Here is a 17,926-nt window from a genome sequence, read left to right on the forward strand (position 1 = left end):
CCGCGCCCTCCACGGGCCCGCCCAACCCCCGCGAACGAACCTGCAAGCCGGCGACCGGTTCTGATCGTTCGCCAGACCGGGAAAGTCAGGGGTTACCGAGGCCAACTGCGGGGAAACCGCCCGCCCGACCACCGAATTGGTCACCCAGCGCACTCGTTCGATCACGTTGAGCCGGATGAACGATGACATCTTCGGTCAGTGTCGGCCGAATATGCACGCGATGCGGATCCCAAACGACCACTTCGACCACACGGTGTAGCTGTCATTGCACAAAGCGTTATCCTCTCCTGGATGCACGTCACCCACCCGCCCCTCGCGACCGGGCGGTGCCGGCGTGCTCTCCGCGCAGGCGGAGGTGATCCGTCCACAGTTCTGCCTCTGGGAGTCCCGTGTACCCACCCGTCCGGAACGACGCGCCTGCACCCTCCCGCCCGTCGCCCGCGCCCCTGCGCTCCCGCACCAGCCTCCGCGGCCGGCCGGCGTCCGCCCGGCAGATCTCCACCGGCCTGGAGCTGCTGCGCACCCTGCTCCGCAGCCAGCTCGCCGCCGCCACGCCCCAACTGGCCCCCGCCGGCGCGTCGTTCGGCTACGGGCCGCCCCACCCCCCCGGCCTGGCGCTGCGCACCACCGCGGCCGGCTCCACCGGCGCCGGCACGCGCGGCCGGACCGGGAGCGGCACGGGCGGCCGCAGCCGGACCCGGACCGCCCCGAGCCCCGGCTACGAGACCGAGCACAACCCGATCATGGAGCTGGTCGAGCGGGCCCAGGCCGGCGAGAGCGAGGCCTTCGGGCGTCTGTACGACCACTACGCGGACACCGTCTACCGCTACATCTACTACCGGGTCGGCAGCCGGGCCACCGCCGAGGACCTCACCAGCGAGACCTTCCTGCGCGCGCTGCGCCGGATCGGCACCTTCACCTGGCAGGGCCGGGACTTCGGCGCCTGGCTGGTGACCATCGCCCGCAACCTGGTGGCCGACCACTTCAAGTCCAGCCGGTTCCGGCTGGAGGTCACCACCGGCGAGATGCTCGACTCCAACGAGTGCGAGCGCAGCCCGGAGGAGTCGGTGCTGGAGTCGCTCTCCAACGCCGCCCTGCTGGAGGCCGTCCGGCGGCTCAACCCGCAGCAGCAGGAGTGCGTCACCCTCCGCTTCCTGCAGGGCCTCTCGGTCGCCGAGACGGCCCGGATCATGGGCAAGAACGAGGGCGCCATCAAGACCCTCCAGTACCGCGCGGTGCGGACGTTGGCCCGCCTCCTGCCGCCCGACGCGCGGTGAGCAGTACCAGGACCGGGGACGGGGCCGGCGGCAGCGCCGGTGGCGCCCCCGACGGAATAGCCGGAACAACCGGAGGGCCGTCACCGTCGGTGCCGGTCCGACACGTCCGGGTGAACGGTCGGTCCGATGATCAGCCGTGCGTAACCGACCGCCCGCACCGCTCGTTGGCCAGCGTGCAAGCCCCCACCAGGCGTACGGTCAAGTCGAATTGCGACCTCTCACCCGATGGAGTGGCTTTGGCCCGCCGAGGCAACCGTCCGGCAGGCCGGGGTGTCGACAACGACGAAGGGAGGTGTGGCCCGTGACGGCAAACGTGCTGGAGCACCGGCGGGCGAAGGCCTTCGCCGAGGCGCTGGAGGCCCACCAGGCAGAGCAACTCGGCGCCACCGCGGCCGGATCGGCCAACGCCGCCGCCATCGGCGCCGGTTCGACCGCGACGGCCGAACTGGTCGGCCTGGCCGGCGTACTCGGGGCACTGCCGGGACCGGAGCTGGACGCGGAGGTCCGGACCGTCCAACGCGCCCAGCTGATGGCCGCGTTCGAGCAGGTCTTCGCCGGTGGTACGGGCGCCGTGGTGCCCCGGCAGCGCAAGCACCGGGCGCTTCGCGGCGCACCGCGCGGCCGCTGGAGCCGCCGGTTCGCGATCGGCGGCCTGGTCGCCGGCCTCGCCGTCGGCAGCTTCGCGGGCGCCGCCGCCGCGAGCTCCAACGCCCTTCCCGGCGACACGCTGTACGGCATGAAGCGCGGCCTCGAAGGGCTCCGGCTCGACCTCGCCGACTCCGACAGCGAGCGCGGCGAGCTGCTGCTGGACAACGCCGCCACCCGGCTCGGCGAGGCCAAGAGCCTGGTCGGCCGGTCGGACGCGACGGCGCTCAGCCCGGGCACCGTCGAGCGGGTCCGCAAGGCGCTGGACGACATGCACGCCGACGCCCTGAAGGGCCGCGACCTGCTGCGCTCGGTGTACCGGAGCAACGGCTCGCTCGACCCGATGCGCACACTGGCCGGCTTCGCCCAGGACGAGGACGGCCACTGGGCCGAGCTGCAGAGCAAGCTCCCCGTCCAGCTGATCCCGCAGGCCCACCTCGTCGACCAGCTCTTCGACGACATAAGCGAGGACGTCGCGCCCCTGCGCCTGGCCCAGCCGCCCGCCAAGAGCGGCAGCCCGGCCGGCTCCGGGGCGGGCGGCGCGACGGGCAGCCCGGCAGGTGGCGGCGCCCCGGCCGACGCCCCGGCCGACGGCGGCGCCCCGGCCGCGGGCACCGGCCCGGCCCGCAACGGCGGATCCGGTGGCGCGGGCGGTGGCGGCAAGGTCGGCAGCACCGAGCAGGCACCGTCCACCGGGGCCGGCACGCCCGGCGCCGGCACGGCGGCGGGCGGCGGATCGGCGCCGAGCAGCCTGCCCAGCAGCGCCTCGGACGCCGTCGGCGGGCTGGTGGACAACCTCACCAGCGGCCTCCCCGGCACCAAGCCCTCGCCGAGCGCCGACCCGGCGCCCCCGCAGGTCCCGCAGCCGTCCGGCACGCCGAGCGCGGCCACCGGCGGCGGCAGCGGCACGCAGCAGGGCGTCGACGTACCTCCGCTGGTCCCCGGGCTGCTGCCCGGCCTGCGGATCCTCGGCGGCTGACGGACCCGCACAGGCGGAGGGGCCCGGCGAACACCGCCGGGCCCCTCCGCCGTTGCCGCCCCGGCCTGCGCTGCCGGGCGGGCCGGCCGCGCGAGCCGCCCGGCCGGCCCGGCGTCCGTCAGAAGAAGACCGACCGCCGCTGCACCAGCAGCTTGTAGAGCGTGTGCTGGATGGTCTCCCGCACCTCGTCGGCCAGGTCGAAGACCAGCATCGGGTCGTCCGCCGCCTCGGCCGGGTGCCGGTCGGTCGCGATCGGCTCGCCGAACTGGATGATCCACTTGGTCGGCAGCGGCACCGCACCGAGCGGCCCGAGCCACGGGAAGGTCGGCGTGATCGGCACGTACGGCAGGCCGAGCAGCCTTGCCAGCGTCTTGAAGTTACCGATCATCGGGTAGGTCTCCTCGGCCCCGACGATCGAGCACGGAACGATCGGGACCTGCGCCCGCAGCGCCGAGGAGACGAAGCCCCCGCGCCCGAACCGCTGCAGCTTGTACCGCTCGGAGAACGGCTTGCCGATGCCCTTGAAGCCCTCCGGCCAGACCCCGACCAGTTCGCCCCGCTCCAGCAGCGCCTGGGCGTCCTCGTTGCAGGCGAGCGTGTGGCCGGCCTTGCGGGCGAGCTCGTTGACGCCGGGCAGCACGAACACCAGGTCGGCGGCGAGCATCCGCAGGTACCGCCGCGCGGGGTGGTGGTCGTGGATGACGACCTGCGTCATCAGGGCGTCCAGCGGGATCGTCCCCGAGTGGTTGGCCACGAGCAGGGCGCCGCCCTCGGCCGGGATGTTCTCGATCCCGCGCACCTCGACCCGGAAGTACTTCTCGGCCAGCGGCCGCACCATCCCGAGCAGCACCTCCTCGGTGAGCTCCCGGTCGAAGCCGAACTCGTCCACCTCGTAGTCGCCGGTGATCCGGCGGCGCAGGAAGGAGAGGCCGTTGGCGGCCCGGCCCTCCCAGCCCTTGCCGAACAGCCGGGTGGCGGTCGGGCCGAGCGGCCCGGCCAGCGCGCCGCCGACGGCCCCGGCGAGCCGGTCGGCCAGGCCGGCGGGCCGCTCGGGCTCGCTCCAGCTCGGCGCGGACTCGATCGGGATGACCTTGGCCTCGCCCGACGCGTTCTCGGCTGCGGCACTCATCGCGGGTTCAGCTCCTGGGTCGGCGGGGACGGTTCGAGGGGTCCGGGTGCGCCGGGTGGGCGGCCGGGGCGTGCTCCGGTCCCAGCAGCGCGCCCAGCCGGTCCGTGACGGCGGTCAGCCGCTCGGGCGGCAGCAGCCCGGTGCTCTGCGCGGCGGCGAAGTCGGCGAACGCCTCCGGGGTGGTGAAGCGCGGCCGGTAGCCGAAGGTGTCGCGCAGCGCGGTGGTGTCCACCACCCGGCCGTGGGTGAGCAGCCGCAGCTGCTCGGGGGAGAAGTCGACCATCCTGGTCTGCCGGGCCAGCCCGGCCATCCAGCTGATCGCGGGCAGCAGCAGCGGCAGGGTCGGCCGGCCCAGCCGGCGGGCGCACTGGGAGAGCAGCAGCACGCCCTCCCCCGCCACGTTGAAGGTGCCGGTGTTGACGGTGCCGGGCTGCGGCTCGTCCGCCGCCCGGGCGAGCACCGCGAGCGCGTCGTCCTCGTGGACGAACTGCAGCCGCGGGTCGTAGCCGAGGACGGTGGGCAGCACCGGCAGCGCGAAGTACTCGCTGAGCGGGGTGTCGGCGCCGGGGCCGACGATGTTGGCGAACCGCAGCACGGTGACCGCGACGTCCGGGCGGCGCCGGGCGAAGCCGCGAACGTAGCCCTCGACCTCCACGGCGTCCTTGGCGAAGCCGCCGCCCGGGAGGTTCTTGGGCTGGGTCCGCTCGGTGAACACCGCGGGGTCGCGCGGCGCCGAGCCGTACACGCCGGTGGTCGACTTCACCACCAGCCGGCGCACACCCGGGGCCTTCTGGCAGGCGCCGAGCAGCTGCATGGTGCCGATGACGTTCGACTCCTTGACCGCGGCGCGGTTGGTGGAGCCCAGGCCGGTGGCGCTCACCGCGAGGTGGACGACGGTGTCGACCCGGTGCTCGGCGATCACCCGGGCCACCGCGGGCCGGCGCAGGTCGAGCTGCTGGAACCGGTACGGGGCGGCGGGCTCCGCCGGCTCCTCGACGGGCAGCCGGGGCGGCTGCACGTCCACGCCGACCACCAGGTCGACGCCGGGCCGGCGCCGGAGCTCGGCGACGAACCGGGCACCGAGCCGGCGGGACACACCGGTGACGAGCACGACCATCCCCACAGTGCTGCACCCCATTCCTCGGCCGCCACGGCCCTGCGTGCACCGTACCGCGCAACCCGGCCGGGCCGGGAAGTGACACCGCCCGGCGCCGCCGGGGAGTGCCGCACCGGCGCCGCCGAGAAGTGGCACCGCCCGGACATGACACCGCCCGCCCAGGCCGGAAGGCCTGGACGGGCGGTGGAAGCGCCGGGCGCGCGAGGCGCGCGGCCGGGGGCGCTTACTTCTTGTTGCGACGCTGAACGCGGGTCCTCTTCAGAAGCTTGCGGTGCTTCTTCTTGGCCATACGCTTGCGACGCTTCTTGATGACAGAGCCCACGGAACAACCCTCGCTCACTAAGACTCGCGCCCGTGAGAGACGGAGTCCATACGACTGACGGAGGGCCTAGCCTACCGTCCGTCCGGCCAGGGCCGTAATCGTGCTCCCCCGGAACGGCGAACTCGGGGGAAATCCGGGGCGAACGGGCGCGGGGGCCACCGGCTGTGACCCCCGCCCCGCCGACCCGCCCTACGCGCTTTCGAGCCGCACGTAGGACTCCTTCAGGTACTCGTGCACCGCCTGCTGGGGCACCCGGAAGGACCGCCCGACCCGGATGGCCGGCAGCTCTCCGCTGTGCACCAACCGGTACACCGTCATCTTGGACACCCGCATGACCGCGGCCACCTCGGCCACGGTCAGGAAGACGACTTCCTGCAGGGGGCGTTCGCCGGAACTCATGACCATCACCGACCCTTACCCGTGTGCAAGGCACCGGCTTCCCCTCCGGTGACTCCACCGGCACACGTGTATCCCCAGAGTAGTTATGGGTGGTACCAGTGGGAAGAGGGGGAAGCCCAGTCCTCGTACGGTGAGAGATAGGACTGTTGCATTACGTAGTCGCTAGGCGGTCTGCAGTAGTGGGCGTGCGCACCGGCCGGCGTCTTCACAACCGGGGGCCGACGTTCGGCCCGGCCGCACCGGCCGCGGGTCAGGGCAGCAGGCCGTGGTGCGGCAGTACGGCCCGGCGGGCGGCGAGGATCGCCTGGTCGAGGCGGTCGGCCGGATCGTAACCCGCGTCGAAGTCCCGCCAGGACGGCCGGGCGCCGTCGGTCATCCGCGGCGGGGCCGGACGGCCGGTGCGCCGGAGAACCTCGGCGCGCCAGGGCTCGGGGGTCTCGGCGGCCGGGTCGACGGGTCTGCCGGCGGCGGTGGCGACCAGGTGGGTCCAGCTCCGCGGGACGACGTCGACCACGGCGTAGCCGCCCCCGCCGAGGGCGATCCAGCGGCCGTCCGCGTGCCGGTGGGCGAGGCCGTGCAGTTCCTCGGCGATCAGCCGCTGGGCGTCCACGGTGACGGCGAGGTGGGCGAGCGGGTCCTCCAGGTGAGTGTCCGCGCCGTGCTGGGTGACCAGGACCTGCGGGCGGAAGGCGGCCAGCAGCTCGGGGACGAGGGCGTGGAAGGCGCGCAGCCAGCCCGCGTCGCCGGTGCCGGCCGGCAGCGGCAGGTTGGCCGCCGAGCCGGGGGCGTTCGGGCCGCCGGTCTCGGTGGCCCAGCCGGTCTGCGGGAAGAGCGTGGCGGGGTGCTCGTGCAGCGAGACGGTGAGCACCCGGGGGTCGTCCCAGAACGCCTCCTGCACGCCGTCGCCGTGGTGGACGTCGACGTCGACGTAGGCGACCCGCTCGGCGCCGAGTTCGAGCAGCCGGGCGATGGCGAGCGCGGGGTCGTTGTAGATGCAGAAGCCGGAGGCCCGGCCGGGCATGGCGTGGTGCAGGCCGCCGGCGAAGTTGACGGCGTGCGGGGTCTCGCCGCGCCAGACCGCCTCGGCGGCGGCCACCGACTGGCCGGCGATCAGCGCGGAGGCGGAGTGGACGGCCGGGAAGCCCCAGTTGTCGTCGGTGCCGAGGCCGTGCCGCCGGTCCTGCTGGTCGGGGTGGTCGGCGGCGTACTTGACCGCCTCCACGTAGGCGCGGGTGTGCACCAGGTGGAGGGTGGACTCGCCGGCCGGCGGCGCGGCCCGGACGGTCACGCCCGGGCCGGCGTCCAGTCCGAGCGCCTCCACCAGGCGCATGGTGAGCGCCAGGCGGGTCGGGTCCATCGGGTGGCCGGGACCGAAGTCGTAGGCGGTGACCGCCTCGTCCCAGAAGAGGTGCAGGCCGCAGGGGGTGTCACGCTCGGCTTCGGGCATGGCCCCACCGTAGTGCGTCGCGGCCGCGGGAAGGCCGCCAGGGGCGCACCGCCGACCGCGTGCCCAACCGCCGCTGCGGACGGGGGCCACGGGCCACGCCGGGGCCCGTCCGGCCGGTCCTGCCGGGGCGTAGGACCTAGTCGCGGGCGGGTACCGGCGCGGGGGTCGCGGACGGTGCCGGCGCGGGGGCCGTGGCGCGGGCCGGACGGCCCGCCAGGCGGCAGCCGAGGCAGTCGGGGTGGCCGCTCCGGGCCGCGGTGTCCCGGGTCCGCCAGTGCCGGCGGCCGACCGGCCGCGGTCCGGTGGCCTTGCCCCAGCCGGCGAGGTGCAGCACCCAGGTGGCGACCGCCGCCAGGGCGGTGACGGCCCCGCCGAGCCAGAGGCCTGCCGCCGAGCCGGCCACCAGGGCCACGCCCGCGACGGCCGTACCGGCGACGGCGACGGCCGTACCGGTCCAGCCGGCGACGGTGTGACCCATGTCGTGCTCGTCGTGTGCGCCCATGTCCCCTCATTTGGTGTGATGGAGCCGCGACCGCCCCTGCTCGGGCGGCGCTGGAGATGTCTTATCTCACGAGCTAAGTAACTTAGATGCTAAGGAGATATCCCGTGGAGGGCAAGCCGCGCCCGGAGGCGACGCCCGAGCAGGCGCAGTACGCGATGGACCGGATGATCGCGCTCGCGCAGTTCGGACAGCAGGACATCGCCGCTCGGCTCGGGCTCAACGTCACCGACCTGACCTGCCTCGGCTTCGTCATCGAGGCGGCCATCGCCGGTACGCCGCTGGCCGCCGGCGACCTCGCCGAGCGGGCACAGCTGACCACCGGCGCGGTGACCGGCGTGCTCAACCGCCTGGAGAAGGCCGGTTTCGCCCACCGGGAGGCCGACCCGGCGGACCGGCGACGGGTGCGGGTCGTCATGGCGGACTCCGCCCAGGAGCGCATCCTGGCGGTCTACGGCCCGTTCTACGCCCGCCTCGCGGGGCTGTTCGCCGACTACACGCCGGACGAGATCGCCGTCCTGGCCGACTGGTTCACCCGGGCCAAGGCGCTGATGGAGGTGTCGCTGGAGGAGATCCGGGAGCCGTGACCCGCGCTCCGGTCCGGCCGCCCGGGCGTCAGGCCACCGCGGGCGCCGGTACGGGCGCGGGGGCCGGGGCGAACCGGCCGGCCAGCGGCAGCACCGCCAGGACCAGCAGCATCGGCGCGAGCAGCGCCCAGCGGTACGAGCTCGCGTCCGCGACCGCGCCGACCAGCGGCGAACCGACCAGGAAGCCCGCGTAGTTGAACAGGTTGAGCCGGGCCACCGCGGCGTCCGAGTCGGCCGGGAAGAGCCGCCCGCCGGCCGCGAACACCTGCGGGATGATCGCGCAGATGCCGAGGCCGAGGACGGTGAACCCGGCGATCCCGGCCCAGGCCCCGGGCGCGGCGGCGGCCACCGCGAAGCCCAGCGCGGCCAGCGCGGCCCCGACCCGCACCACCGGGACGACGCCCCAGTGCTGCACCGCGCGGTCGCCGACCGCCCGGCCGAGCAGCATCGCCACCATGTAGCCGAGGTAGGAGAGCTTGGCGACGTCCTCGGGGCTGTGCAGGCCGTCGGTGAGGTACTTGACGCTGTAGTTGGAGACGGAGGCGTCCGCGATGTACGCGAAGGCCATCGCCAGGCAGAGCGGCAGCAGCGGGCGCCAGGGGATCGACCGGGCGGCGGCCTCGGCGGCCTCCCGGACGGCGTCGCCGAGTTCGGCGGGCCCGGCGTTGGGGGTCCCCCCGGCCGAAGGCTGGGGGAGGGTCCCCCCGGCCGAAGGCCGGGGGAGGGCGCCGGCCAGCACGGCGAGCGGGGCGATCACGGCGGCCGCGGCGCCGAACAGCACCGGCAGGCCGGCGTCGTAGTGCGAGCCGAGACCGGCCAGCGCCGCGCCGAGGATGGCGCCGAGGCTGAACGCGGCGTGGAACCCGATCATGATCGAACGGCCGTAGCGGTGCTGCAGGCCCACTCCGAGCATGTTCATACTGGCGTCCAGCGCGCCGACCAGCAGCCCGAACGCGCCGAGGGCGAGGGCGAGTTGCCAGAGCTCGTCGCCGAACCCGACACCGGCCAGGGTGAGGCAGACGGCGGGCTGGACGACCCGCAGCACCGCCCGGGCGCCGGTCCGCCGCACCAGCTGCTCGGAGGTGATCGACCCGACCCCGGCCAGGATCGGCACGGCGGCCAGGAAGACCGGCAGCAGGGAGTCGCTCAGCCCGTACCGGTCCTGCAGTTCGGGGATGCAGGTGACCAGCAGCGCGAAGGTGGTGCCCTGGAGCAGGAAGCCCGCGGCGAGCGCCGCCCGGCCCTGGCGCAGGCGGGGCGTGATCACGGTACTCGCGGCGCTCATGCGGACCTCGCTACTGGCCGGTACGACGATGTTGGCGAGAGCGTAGGCGGTGCCACCGCTTTTGGGGAGGGGTCGCGCAACGCGCGTGCGGCGCGGTGCCCGTGAGGCGGCGCGGTGCCCGCGAGGGCGGGTCGGTGCCCGTGCGGGCGGGCCGGCGCCCGCGACCGGTCAGCCGAGCAGCGCGGGCACCTCGGCCAGGTCGGCGATCAGCCCGGTGGCGCCGGCCGCCAGGAGCTTCGCCGGATCGGTGAGCGCGGTGTAGCCGTACACGTCCATCCCGGCGGCCCGGGCGGCCAGCACGCCGTTGACGCTGTCCTCCAGCACCAGGCAGCGGGCCGGGTCGGCGCCGAGGGTGCGGGCGGCGTGCAGGAAGAGGTCGGGCGCGGGCTTGCCGACGCCGACGTCCTGGGCGCTGAAGATCCGCTCCTCGGCGAGGTGCCCGCGCAGGCCGGTGAGGTCGAGCGCGGTACGGATCCAGGTGTGGTGCGCCGAGGAGGCCAGGCAGTACGGCACGGAGCGCTGCCGGAGCTCCTTCAGCAGCGTCTCCGCGCCGCGCACGGCGGTGAGTTCGTCGGCGAAGGCGGCGAACACCCGGGCGTGGAACAGTTCGTCGAAGCCGTCCGGCAGCTTCGCCCCGTCGTACCGCTCGGCTATCACGTCGTGGATCCGGTGGGCGGCGCTGCCCATGAAGTCCCGGTACGAGTCCTCGACGGTCGTCGGGTACCCGAGCTCGGTCAGGTACTCGGCGAGCACCCGGTTGGAGAGCGGCTCGCTGTCCACCAGGACGCCGTCGTTGTCGAAGATCACCAGTTCGTAGGGCACCGGAGGAGCCTACTTGCCGCCGGAGGCCAGCTCCCGGGAGCGGTCGCGGGCCGCCTCCAGGGCGCCCAGCAGGGCGGCCCGGACGCCGTGGTTCTCCAGCTCGCGGATGGCGGCGATGGTGGTGCCGGCCGGGGAGGTGACCGCCTCGCGCAGCTTCACCGGGTGCTCGCCGGAGTCCCGCAGCATGACCGAGGCGCCGATCGCCGACTGCACGATCAGGTCGTGCGCCACGTGCCGGGGCAGGCCGAGCAGGATGCCGGCGTCGGTCATCGCCTCCACCAGGAAGTAGAAGTAGGCCGGGCCGGAGCCGGAGAGCGCCGTGGCGGCGTCCTGCTGGGACTCGGGCAGCCGCAGCGCCTTGCCGACCGAGCGGAAGATCTCCTCGGCCCGCTCCAGGTGCGCCTCGGTGGCGTGCGAGCCGCCGGAGATGACGCTCATCCCCTCGTCCACCAGGACGGGCGTGTTGGGCATCACCCGGACCACCGGGGTGCCGGCCGCCAGCCGGGCCTCGAACCAGGCGGTGGGGATGCCGGCCGCCGCGGAGATCACCAGCCGGTCGGAGCCGACGTGCGGCGCCAGCTCGTCCAGCAGCGTGCCCATGTCCTGCGGCTTGACCGCGAGGATCAGGGTGTCGGCGAGCTTGGCGGCCTCGGTGTTGCCCACCACGCCGACGCCGTACTTCTCGGCCAGCTCGGCGGCCCGCTCGGGCCGGCGGGCGGTCACCAGGACGTCCGCCGGGTTCTTGCCGGCCCGGAGCAGGCCGGAGAGCAGCGCCTCCCCGATCTTGCCCGTGCCCAGGAAGGCGATCTTCTGCCCGTGCGCCGCTGCGCTGCCCATGCCCGCTCCTCGCGTCCGTACCTGCCGCCATCCTCGCACCGCGTGCCCGCCCGCAGCGGGACCGTCCACCCTGCGGAAGGCCCCGGACCGGCGCCGGCGCCGGCGGCACGGCCGCGGGCCGCGGCCGGCGGCGGCCCGGCGGCGGCCCGGCCCCGTAAGGGCTTAACTCCGGGTTCTCCCCTATGGCCCCGGGAGGCTTCCGGGCGCACCGTGGAGGTATGTCACACGGAGAGATGTCCCGACGTGAGAACCGGCAGGCCGCCGTCGCCGCTGCGACGGTGGGCCCGTGGAAGACGGCCGCGGGTGTCGGTGCGGTGGTGGGGGCGACGGCCCTGGGGATCGATCTGGTCACCGGGGACTGGTCGCTGAGCATGCTGGCCGGCCCGGCCGGCTGGGCGCTGTTCTTCTTCTTCCTGGTCGGCACGGTGGGCGGCCAGTTGCGCCGCGACACCGCGGACCGGCGGCTGCGCAGGTGGGCGGCCGAGCACCCGTGGCAGTCGGCGATGCCGGCGGCGGGCGCGCTGCTGGTGCTGAACACGCTGGCGCAGACGATCCTCGGCGACGCGAGCCTGATCGGCGCGTTCTTCCTCTCGCTGCTGCCGGCCGGCGTGCTGCTGGCGGTCGCGGGCGTGGTCGGATCGGTGAAGCAGGCCCGCGGCAAGGGGTGAGCCGGGGTGAGCGCGTCTCAGGGGCGGTACACAAGGGGGTGATTCGCGCAGATCGCACACGCGTTCACCACATGGTGTGCCCCCGATCGACGCTTCGTCACACCCCGTCGGCATACTGGCGCGATGCCGATAGCCGAAGATCCAGAGCCGCGCCCGGCGGAGGGCCGCGACCCGGACGGGGCCGACCCGTCCGGTACGGGCGGGAAGGACCCGTTCGCCGACCTCGTCCTCGACGAGGAGTTCGTCAGAGGTGCCACCGTCAAGGAGCAGGCCGGCCGCACCCGGATGCTCGCCGCCCGGTGGAAGCACACTCCCCCGGTGGACCCGGGCGGCCGGCGCTCGGTGAACGACGGCCCGCGGAAGGCCGGCCGGTTCAGGCGCAAGCCGCAGCCGCTCGACGCCCGGGACGACCCGCGCCCCCGCCGCCGGTTCGAGGGGCGGACGGCGCTGTACGTGCTGCTGACCGTCACGGTGCTGCTCGGGGCGCTGAACGTCGACGCCGTGAAGAGCTGGTTCACGAACGGCTCCGAGGGCTCCTCCCCCCGCGGCCCGGTGCCGACCGCCGCCCCGGAGACCGCGCGGCCGACGGCCGCCCCACCGAAGACCGCCGCGCAGCAGCCGACCGTCGACCACCCGTGGGCCGGCTCCCCGGCCGAGGACTGGCCGACCTCGATCGACGTCTTCGGTCCGAAGGATCCGCCGCCCGCGATCGGGGCGTTCACGGCCGAGCAGGTCGCCGCCCAGGTGAAGCTGGTCAAGGACTACCTGGCCGCGGCCAACCTGGACCCGAAGACGGTCGCGGGCGGCCGGCCGGAGGCCGCGCTCGCGATGATCGAGCGGGAGACCCGGGACGAGCTGGAGGCCGGTCTCGCGCACCCGACCGAGGAGAACGACCCCACCGGTCGGTTCAGCCGCTTCGACCCGCGCGAGGCGATCCCGGTGAACGACACCGTCAAGATCCAGGGCCGGATCACCGTGGACGGCGACGGCGACGGGGGCGTCGTGGTGCACACCGACTTCACCTTCGTCTACGCGCTGCGCCCCGGCCCGGAGGCCGCACAGCGGGCCGCCTCACCGCGCCCGACCGCGAGCGCCGGGCCCGGGTCGCCGCTGCCCGCGCCCAAGGACGGCACGGCGAAGCCGGTGGGCCTGGTGGTGCCGGCCGCCGGCGTGGCCGGGGACACCTGGACCGCGCGGACCATCGTGCGCCGGGTGGACGACTACCGCTTCCACGATCCGGCCCGGTACCGGAACAACCCGAAGAAGATCAACTTCGGTTCGTCCAAGTCGGAGTCCGGCAACTCCGCCTGCAACGTCCACGACGGCTACTTCCACCCGCAGTTCGAGCAGTTCGCCCGACCCCTCCCGGGGCAGACCGGCCCGGCCACCGACCCGTACGACCGGAACCGGGAGCTGCAGGGCGACGGCGACTGCGGCACGATCAGCCGCTCCTGAGTCAGCGCCGGCGCTTGGCCCGGCCCGGCGCCTTGGCGTCGGGCCGGCCGCTGCGGGCGGACTGCCGGCGCCGGTGGGCGGCGGCGGCCCGCTCGTAGTCGGCGCGCCTGACCGCCTCGCCGGGGGCCTCGACCAGGCTGCGGACGAAGTAGGCGAGCAGCGCGCCGACCCCGCCGATGATCCAGACCGCGCCGAGCGACTTGTCCTCGGCCATCCATCCGGTCAGCCGGTCCCTGCCCTCGGTGAGCTGCTTCCAGGTGCGCAGCGCGGCGAGCAGCGAGCAGATCGCGATGGCGGCGACCAGCAGGCCGTTGAGGAAGCCGCCGTTGTCGGAGAGCCGGATGCCCTCGACGCCGAAGCGCAGCACGAGCGCGGCGGCCGCGGCGGTCAGCAGGGCGCCGATCGGCACGAAGATCCGGCGCAGCCGGTAGTCGGTGCCGCGCTCGACCCAGCTGGTGCCGAACCAGCGGATCGGCTCCGGCTCGGGGGCGCCGGCGGGCGTGGGGGCGGGGACGGGGTGCTCGGTCACACGGCCGATTATCACCCGGCGCCCCGCGACACCGGCGAACGGCCGCGACCACCGGCGGGCGGCGGCCGGAAGGAACCGCCGGAGCACGCCGGAGGAGCCGTCCCGGCGGGCGGGACGGCTCCTCCGGCGGCCACCGGGCGCACCGCGCGCCCGGGTGTGCCGAGGTCGTCAGCCGAGCTTGCCGACGTCCCGGACGGCGCCCTTGTCGGCGGAGGTGGCCATCGCGGCGTAGGCGCGCAGGGCCTGGCTGACCTGGCGGTCGCGCTTCTTCGGCCGGTAGCCGCCCTCGGCCTCCAGCTTCAGCCGGCGCTCGTGCAGCTCCTCGAAGGAGACCTCCAGGGAGATCTTCCGGCCGGGGATGTCGATGGCGATGGTGTCGCCGTCCTCCACCAGGGCGATGATGCCGCCGGAGGCGGCCTCCGGCGAGGCGTGGCCGATCGACAGGCCCGAGGTGCCGCCGGAGAAGCGGCCGTCGGTGACGAGCGCGCAGGCCTTGCCGAGGCCGCGGCCCTTGAGGAAGGACGTCGGGTAGAGCATCTCCTGCATGCCCGGGCCGCCCTTGGGGCCCTCGTAGCGGATGACGACGACGTCGCCCTCCTTGACCCGCTTGGTGAGGATCGCGTCGACGGCGTCCTCCTGCGACTCGACCACGACGGCCGGGCCGCTGAAGGTCCAGATCGACTCGTCCACGCCGGCGGTCTTCACGATGCAGCCGTCCTCGGCGAGGTTGCCGTAGAGCACGGCCAGGCCGCCCTCGACCGAGTAGGCGTGCTCGACGCTGCGGATGCAGCCCTTGGCCGCGTCGGTGTCCAGGGACTCCCAGCGCTCGGACTGCGAGAAGGCCTCGGCGGAGCGGACGCAGCCGGGGGCCGCGTGCCAGAGCTCGACGGCCTCGGCGGACGGCGAGCCGCCGCGGACGTCCCAGGTCTTGAGCCACTCGGCGAGCGAGTCGGAGTGGACGGTGTGCACGTCCTCGTTGAGCAGCCCGCCGCGGTAGAGCTCGCCGAGGATCGCGGGGATGCCGCCGGCCCGGTGCACGTCCTCCATGTAGTACGAGCCGTTCGGCGCGACCTTGGAGAGGCAGGGCACCTTGCGGGAGATGGCGTCGATGGCCCGCATGTCGAAGTCCAGCTCGGCCTCCTGGGCGGCGGCGAGCAGGTGCAGGATCGTGTTGGTGGAGCCGCCCATCGCGATGTCCAGCGCCATGGCGTTCTCGAAGGCGGCGCGGGTGGCGATCGAGCGCGGCAGGACCGAGTGGTCGTCCTGGCCGTAGTGGCGGTCGGCGATCTCGACCACGGTCCGCCCGGCCCGCTCGTACAGCGCCCGGCGGGCGGTGTGGGTGGCGAGCACCGAGCCGTTGCCGGGCAGCGAGAGGCCGATCGCCTCGGTCAGGCAGTTCATCGAGTTGGCGGTGAACATCCCCGAGCAGGAGCCGCAGGTGGGACAGGCGTTCTCCTCGATGATCGCGATGTCCTCGTCGGAGACGTTCTCGTTCACCGCCTGGGAGATCGCGTCGACCAGGTCGAGCTTGCGGACGGTGCCGTCGACCAGGGTGGCCTTGCCGGCCTCCATCGGGCCGCCGGAGACGAAGACGGTCGGGATGTCGAGCCGCAGCGCGGCCATCAGCATGCCGGGGGTGATCTTGTCGCAGTTGGAGATGCAGATCAGGGCGTCGGCGCAGTGCGCGTTGACCATGTACTCCACGGAGTCGGCGATCAGGTCGCGCGAGGGCAGCGAGTAGAGCATGCCGCCGTGGCCCATCGCGATGCCGTCGTCGACGGCGATGGTGTTGAACTCCCGCGGGATGCCGCCCGCCTGCTTGATCGCCTCGGAGACGATCCGGCCGACCGGCTGGAGGTGGGTGTGACCGGGGACGAACTCGGTGAAGGAGTTGGCCACCGCGATGATCGGCTTGCCGAAGTCCTCGCGGGCTACGCCGGCGGCCCGGAGAAGCGCCCGGGCGCCTGCCATGTTGCGACCGTGGGTGACCGTACGGGACCTCAGCTCGGGCACTGTGCTCCACTCCTTCGGGGGCTGACCGGCGGTCCCGCTCGGCAAGGAGGGCGCGGAACCGCTGTGTCTGTCGAGCCTACGCCCGCCGTCCGGGCGGCGAGCGCCACGTCCGCGATGCGGTCAGGACGCGGCGCCGGTCCGCCCCGAGGCGTCGGGCCGACGCGTCGGCCGGGCCGAGTCGGCCCGGAGGCGTCGGCCCGGAGGCGTCAGCCCGGGGTGATCGCGACGGTGAGGTCCAGCACGTAGGGCTCGACCACCCAGCCGTCCGGGAACTCCGCCAGCAGCGCGTCGCGCTCGACGGCCAGCAGCGGCTCGCGCCGCTCGGGGTCGAGGGCGGCGAGGTAGGAGCGGGACGTGAGGTCGGTGATCACGTGGTCCACGGTGACCCGGCGCTCCCAGCGGATCACGGCGGTGCCGGTCCGCAGCCCGAACGGGGCGAGGTGCCCGACGATCTCGTTGACGGCCCCGTAGCCGTGGTACGTCTCCGGCAGCGCCGCGGCCAGCCGCTCGCCCATCGCCCGGACCCACGGGACGCCGCTGTCCTTCACGTTCCAGAAGGTGGCGAGGGCACCGCCGGGCCGCAGCACCCGGATCGCCTCGGGGATCGAGCGCTCGGCGCGGGTCCAGTGGAAGGCCTGGGCGTAGGTGACGAGGTCGGCGGAGTCGTCGTGGAACGGGAGCTCGTCACCGCTGCCGCGCACCAGCGGCAGGCCGGGGCTGCTCGCCAGGAACTGCGCGCCCATCCCGTCGCTCGGCTCCACCGCGACCACGGCGGCGCCGCGGGCGGCCAGCAGGCGGGTGGCGATGCCCGTCCCGGCGCCGACGTCCAGCACCCGGGCGCCCTTGAGCGGCCGGCCCGCCAGCCGCTCCAGCTCGTCGAACAGCTCCTCCGGGTAGGTCGGCCGCGCCCGGTCGTACTCCGACGCCACCGATCCGAACGATCCGGCGAGCTCCCGGTAGTCCCGTTGCTCCGTCATGTCTCCCCCTCTGCAAGGCAGTTCGCACTCAGCGTACGCGCGCCGGGGTCGCCAGGTGGAGCCGGGTGAAGGCGAGCGCCTCGGCCAGGTCGGCCTCGCGTTCGGCGGGGGACGCGGAGCGGCGGGTGTTGACCTCCAGCACCACGTGGCCGTCGAAGCCGGTCCGGGCGAGGTGTTCCAGCAGCTCGGCGCAGGGCTGCTTGCCGCGGCCGGGGATCAGGTGCTCGTCCTTGCCGGAGCCGCTGCCGTCGGCGAGGTGGATGTGGGCGAGCCGGTCGCCCATCCGGTCGACCATGGCGAGCGCGTCGATCCGGGAGGTGGCGGCATGCGAGAGGTCGATGGTGAAGTGCCGGTACTCCTCGTCCGTGACGTCCCAGCCGGGGGCGTAGGCCAGCATCTCGCGGTCGCGGTAGCGCCAGGGGTACATGTTCTCGACGGCGAAGCGGACGTCGGTCTCGCCCGCCATGCGCTCGATGCCCTCGACGAACTCGCGGGCGTACTGGCGCTGCCAGCGGAACGGCGGGTGCACGACGACGGCGCTCGCGCCGAGCTTCTCGGCGGCGGCCCGGGCGCGGACCAGCTTGGTCCACGGGTCGGTGCTCCAGACCCGCTGGGTGATCAGCAGGCAGGGCGCGTGCACGGCCAGGATCGGCATGCCGTGGGCGTCGGAGAGCCGGCGCAGCGCCTCGATGTCCTGGCTGACCGGGTCGTTCCAGACCATCACCTCGACGCCGTCGTACCCGAGCTTGGCGGCCAGCTCGAAGCCGACCGCGGTGTTGGCCGGGTAGACCGAGGCGGTGGAGAGGGCGACCTTGGTGTCGGGGATGTGCAGGGACGGGTGCGGAGGCAGCACCAGGCGGTCGGTGGTGCGCAGCAGCGGGGCGGTCCGGGCGGCGGCCTGGCGGGCCGCCTTGACGGACCGCACGGACTGGACGGCGG

General features: G+C 74.3%; 18 protein-coding genes. 5 read left to right on the forward strand and 13 right to left on the reverse strand.

Translation table 11 applies throughout. The features are described 5' to 3' along the window. The first annotated feature begins 494 nt into the window (after window positions 1-494). Together RMN57_RS17710 and RMN57_RS17715 are read left to right on the forward strand one after the other, a co-directional pair. Entirely contained in the window at window positions 495-1,277 is a 783-nt protein-coding gene (locus tag RMN57_RS17710) for an ECF subfamily RNA polymerase sigma factor, BldN family (RefSeq protein WP_313767869.1), read from the forward strand. A 301-nt stretch (window positions 1,278-1,578) separates the two neighbouring features. After that, complete coding sequence (locus tag RMN57_RS17715; RefSeq protein WP_313764327.1) at window positions 1,579-2,901, forward strand: DUF5667 domain-containing protein; 1,323 nt, start codon at window positions 1,579-1,581, stop codon at window positions 2,899-2,901. A 118-nt stretch (window positions 2,902-3,019) separates the two neighbouring features. Here the strand turns inward: RMN57_RS17715 and RMN57_RS17720 are convergent, their stop codons facing one another. The 6 genes from RMN57_RS17720 to RMN57_RS17745 all read right to left on the reverse strand — a co-directional run bounded on the left by RMN57_RS17720 (window position 3,020) and on the right by RMN57_RS17745 (window position 7,817). Then, window positions 3,020-4,030 (reverse strand): lysophospholipid acyltransferase family protein, encoded by a 1,011-nt coding sequence (locus tag RMN57_RS17720; RefSeq protein WP_313764328.1) that lies wholly within the window; start codon window positions 4,028-4,030, stop codon window positions 3,020-3,022. A gap of 7 nt (window positions 4,031-4,037) precedes the next feature. Beyond that, a complete protein-coding gene (locus tag RMN57_RS17725; RefSeq protein WP_313764329.1) occupies window positions 4,038-5,153 on the reverse strand; it encodes an NAD-dependent epimerase/dehydratase family protein in 1,116 nt (371 codons plus the stop codon). A 217-nt stretch (window positions 5,154-5,370) separates the two neighbouring features. Next, a complete protein-coding gene (locus RMN57_RS17730; protein ID WP_003948845.1) occupies window positions 5,371-5,469 on the reverse strand; it encodes a 30S ribosomal protein bS22 in 99 nt (32 codons plus the stop codon). A gap of 189 nt (window positions 5,470-5,658) precedes the next feature. Next, window positions 5,659-5,868 (reverse strand): helix-turn-helix domain-containing protein, encoded by a 210-nt coding sequence (locus RMN57_RS17735; RefSeq protein ID WP_148644250.1) that lies wholly within the window; start codon window positions 5,866-5,868, stop codon window positions 5,659-5,661. Window positions 5,869-6,118: 250 nt separating this feature from the next. Then, window positions 6,119-7,315, reverse strand: coding sequence for an acetoin utilization protein AcuC (locus RMN57_RS17740; protein WP_313764330.1), 1,197 nt, complete (start codon window positions 7,313-7,315; stop codon window positions 6,119-6,121). A gap of 136 nt (window positions 7,316-7,451) precedes the next feature. Then, entirely contained in the window at window positions 7,452-7,817 is a 366-nt protein-coding gene (locus RMN57_RS17745) for an HGxxPAAW family protein (protein WP_313764331.1), read from the reverse strand. A gap of 104 nt (window positions 7,818-7,921) precedes the next feature. Here RMN57_RS17745 and RMN57_RS17750 point away from each other — a divergent pair, with 104 nt between their 5' ends. Beyond that, window positions 7,922-8,401 (forward strand): MarR family transcriptional regulator, encoded by a 480-nt coding sequence (locus tag RMN57_RS17750; protein ID WP_313764332.1) that lies wholly within the window; start codon window positions 7,922-7,924, stop codon window positions 8,399-8,401. 28 nt (window positions 8,402-8,429) lie between these two features. Here RMN57_RS17750 and RMN57_RS17755 read toward each other — a convergent pair whose 3' ends face one another. The 3 genes from RMN57_RS17755 to proC form a co-directional block, all read right to left on the reverse strand. Further along, a complete protein-coding gene (locus RMN57_RS17755; protein WP_313764333.1) occupies window positions 8,430-9,686 on the reverse strand; it encodes an MFS transporter in 1,257 nt (418 codons plus the stop codon). Between the two features lie 168 nt (window positions 9,687-9,854). Continuing rightward, window positions 9,855-10,508, reverse strand: coding sequence for an HAD family hydrolase (locus RMN57_RS17760; protein WP_313764334.1), 654 nt, complete (start codon window positions 10,506-10,508; stop codon window positions 9,855-9,857). A gap of 9 nt (window positions 10,509-10,517) precedes the next feature. After that, a complete protein-coding gene (gene proC, locus RMN57_RS17765) occupies window positions 10,518-11,345 on the reverse strand; it encodes a pyrroline-5-carboxylate reductase (RefSeq protein ID WP_313764335.1) in 828 nt (275 codons plus the stop codon). Window positions 11,346-11,563: 218 nt separating this feature from the next. Between proC and RMN57_RS17770 the strand changes: the two genes are divergently transcribed. Together RMN57_RS17770 and RMN57_RS17775 are read left to right on the forward strand one after the other, a co-directional pair. Continuing rightward, window positions 11,564-12,013 carry a hypothetical protein gene (locus RMN57_RS17770; RefSeq protein WP_313764336.1) on the forward strand — a complete coding sequence of 150 codons (450 nt, stop codon included), beginning with the start codon at window positions 11,564-11,566 and terminating at the stop codon, window positions 12,011-12,013. 123 nt (window positions 12,014-12,136) lie between these two features. Next, on the forward strand, window positions 12,137-13,468 hold the full coding sequence (locus tag RMN57_RS17775; RefSeq protein WP_313764337.1) for a hypothetical protein: 1,332 nt from the start codon (window positions 12,137-12,139) through the stop codon (window positions 13,466-13,468). 1 nt (window position 13,469) lies between these two features. Here RMN57_RS17775 and RMN57_RS17780 read toward each other — a convergent pair whose 3' ends face one another. The 4 genes from RMN57_RS17780 to RMN57_RS17795 form a co-directional block, all read right to left on the reverse strand. Continuing rightward, window positions 13,470-13,997, reverse strand: coding sequence for a hypothetical protein (locus RMN57_RS17780; protein WP_313764338.1), 528 nt, complete (start codon window positions 13,995-13,997; stop codon window positions 13,470-13,472). Between the two features lie 168 nt (window positions 13,998-14,165). After that, the gene (ilvD, locus tag RMN57_RS17785) at window positions 14,166-16,010 is read right to left on the reverse strand and encodes a dihydroxy-acid dehydratase (protein ID WP_313764339.1); all 1,845 of its coding nucleotides are present in this window, start codon (window positions 16,008-16,010) and stop codon (window positions 14,166-14,168) included. Window positions 16,011-16,216: 206 nt separating this feature from the next. Continuing rightward, the gene (locus RMN57_RS17790; RefSeq protein WP_313764340.1) at window positions 16,217-16,987 is read right to left on the reverse strand and encodes a class I SAM-dependent methyltransferase; all 771 of its coding nucleotides are present in this window, start codon (window positions 16,985-16,987) and stop codon (window positions 16,217-16,219) included. A 28-nt stretch (window positions 16,988-17,015) separates the two neighbouring features. Beyond that, window positions 17,016-17,843, reverse strand: a complete 828-nt coding sequence (locus tag RMN57_RS17795) for a sugar phosphate isomerase/epimerase (RefSeq protein ID WP_313767870.1) — start codon at window positions 17,841-17,843, stop codon at window positions 17,016-17,018. Window positions 17,844-17,926: the final 83 nt, after the last annotated feature.

Origin of the sequence: Kitasatospora sp. CM 4170 (assembly GCF_032110285.1) — a bacterium.
GTDB lineage: Bacteria > Actinomycetota > Actinomycetes > Streptomycetales > Streptomycetaceae > Kitasatospora > Kitasatospora aburaviensis.

What these genes read in the sequence shown, in the direction of transcription:
- RMN57_RS17720 (WP_313764328.1), bottom strand. Translation starts at nt 4,030, where the DNA reads ATGAGTGCCGCAGCCGAGAACGCGTCGGGCGAGGCCAAGGTCATCCCG.
- RMN57_RS17735 (WP_148644250.1), bottom strand. Translation starts at nt 5,868, where the DNA reads ATGAGTTCCGGCGAACGCCCCCTGCAGGAAGTCGTCTTCCTGACCGTG.
- RMN57_RS17740 (WP_313764330.1), bottom strand. Translation starts at nt 7,315, where the DNA reads ATGCCCGAAGCCGAGCGTGACACCCCCTGCGGCCTGCACCTCTTCTGG.
- RMN57_RS17745 (WP_313764331.1), bottom strand. Translation starts at nt 7,817, where the DNA reads ATGGGCGCACACGACGAGCACGACATGGGTCACACCGTCGCCGGCTGG.
- RMN57_RS17755 (WP_313764333.1), bottom strand. Translation starts at nt 9,686, where the DNA reads ATGAGCGCCGCGAGTACCGTGATCACGCCCCGCCTGCGCCAGGGCCGG.
- proC (WP_313764335.1), bottom strand. Translation starts at nt 11,345, where the DNA reads ATGGGCAGCGCAGCGGCGCACGGGCAGAAGATCGCCTTCCTGGGCACG.
- RMN57_RS17770 (WP_313764336.1), top strand. Translation starts at nt 11,564, where the DNA reads ATGTCACACGGAGAGATGTCCCGACGTGAGAACCGGCAGGCCGCCGTC.
- RMN57_RS17775 (WP_313764337.1), top strand. Translation starts at nt 12,137, where the DNA reads ATGCCGATAGCCGAAGATCCAGAGCCGCGCCCGGCGGAGGGCCGCGAC.
- RMN57_RS17790 (WP_313764340.1), bottom strand. Translation starts at nt 16,987, where the DNA reads ATGACGGAGCAACGGGACTACCGGGAGCTCGCCGGATCGTTCGGATCG.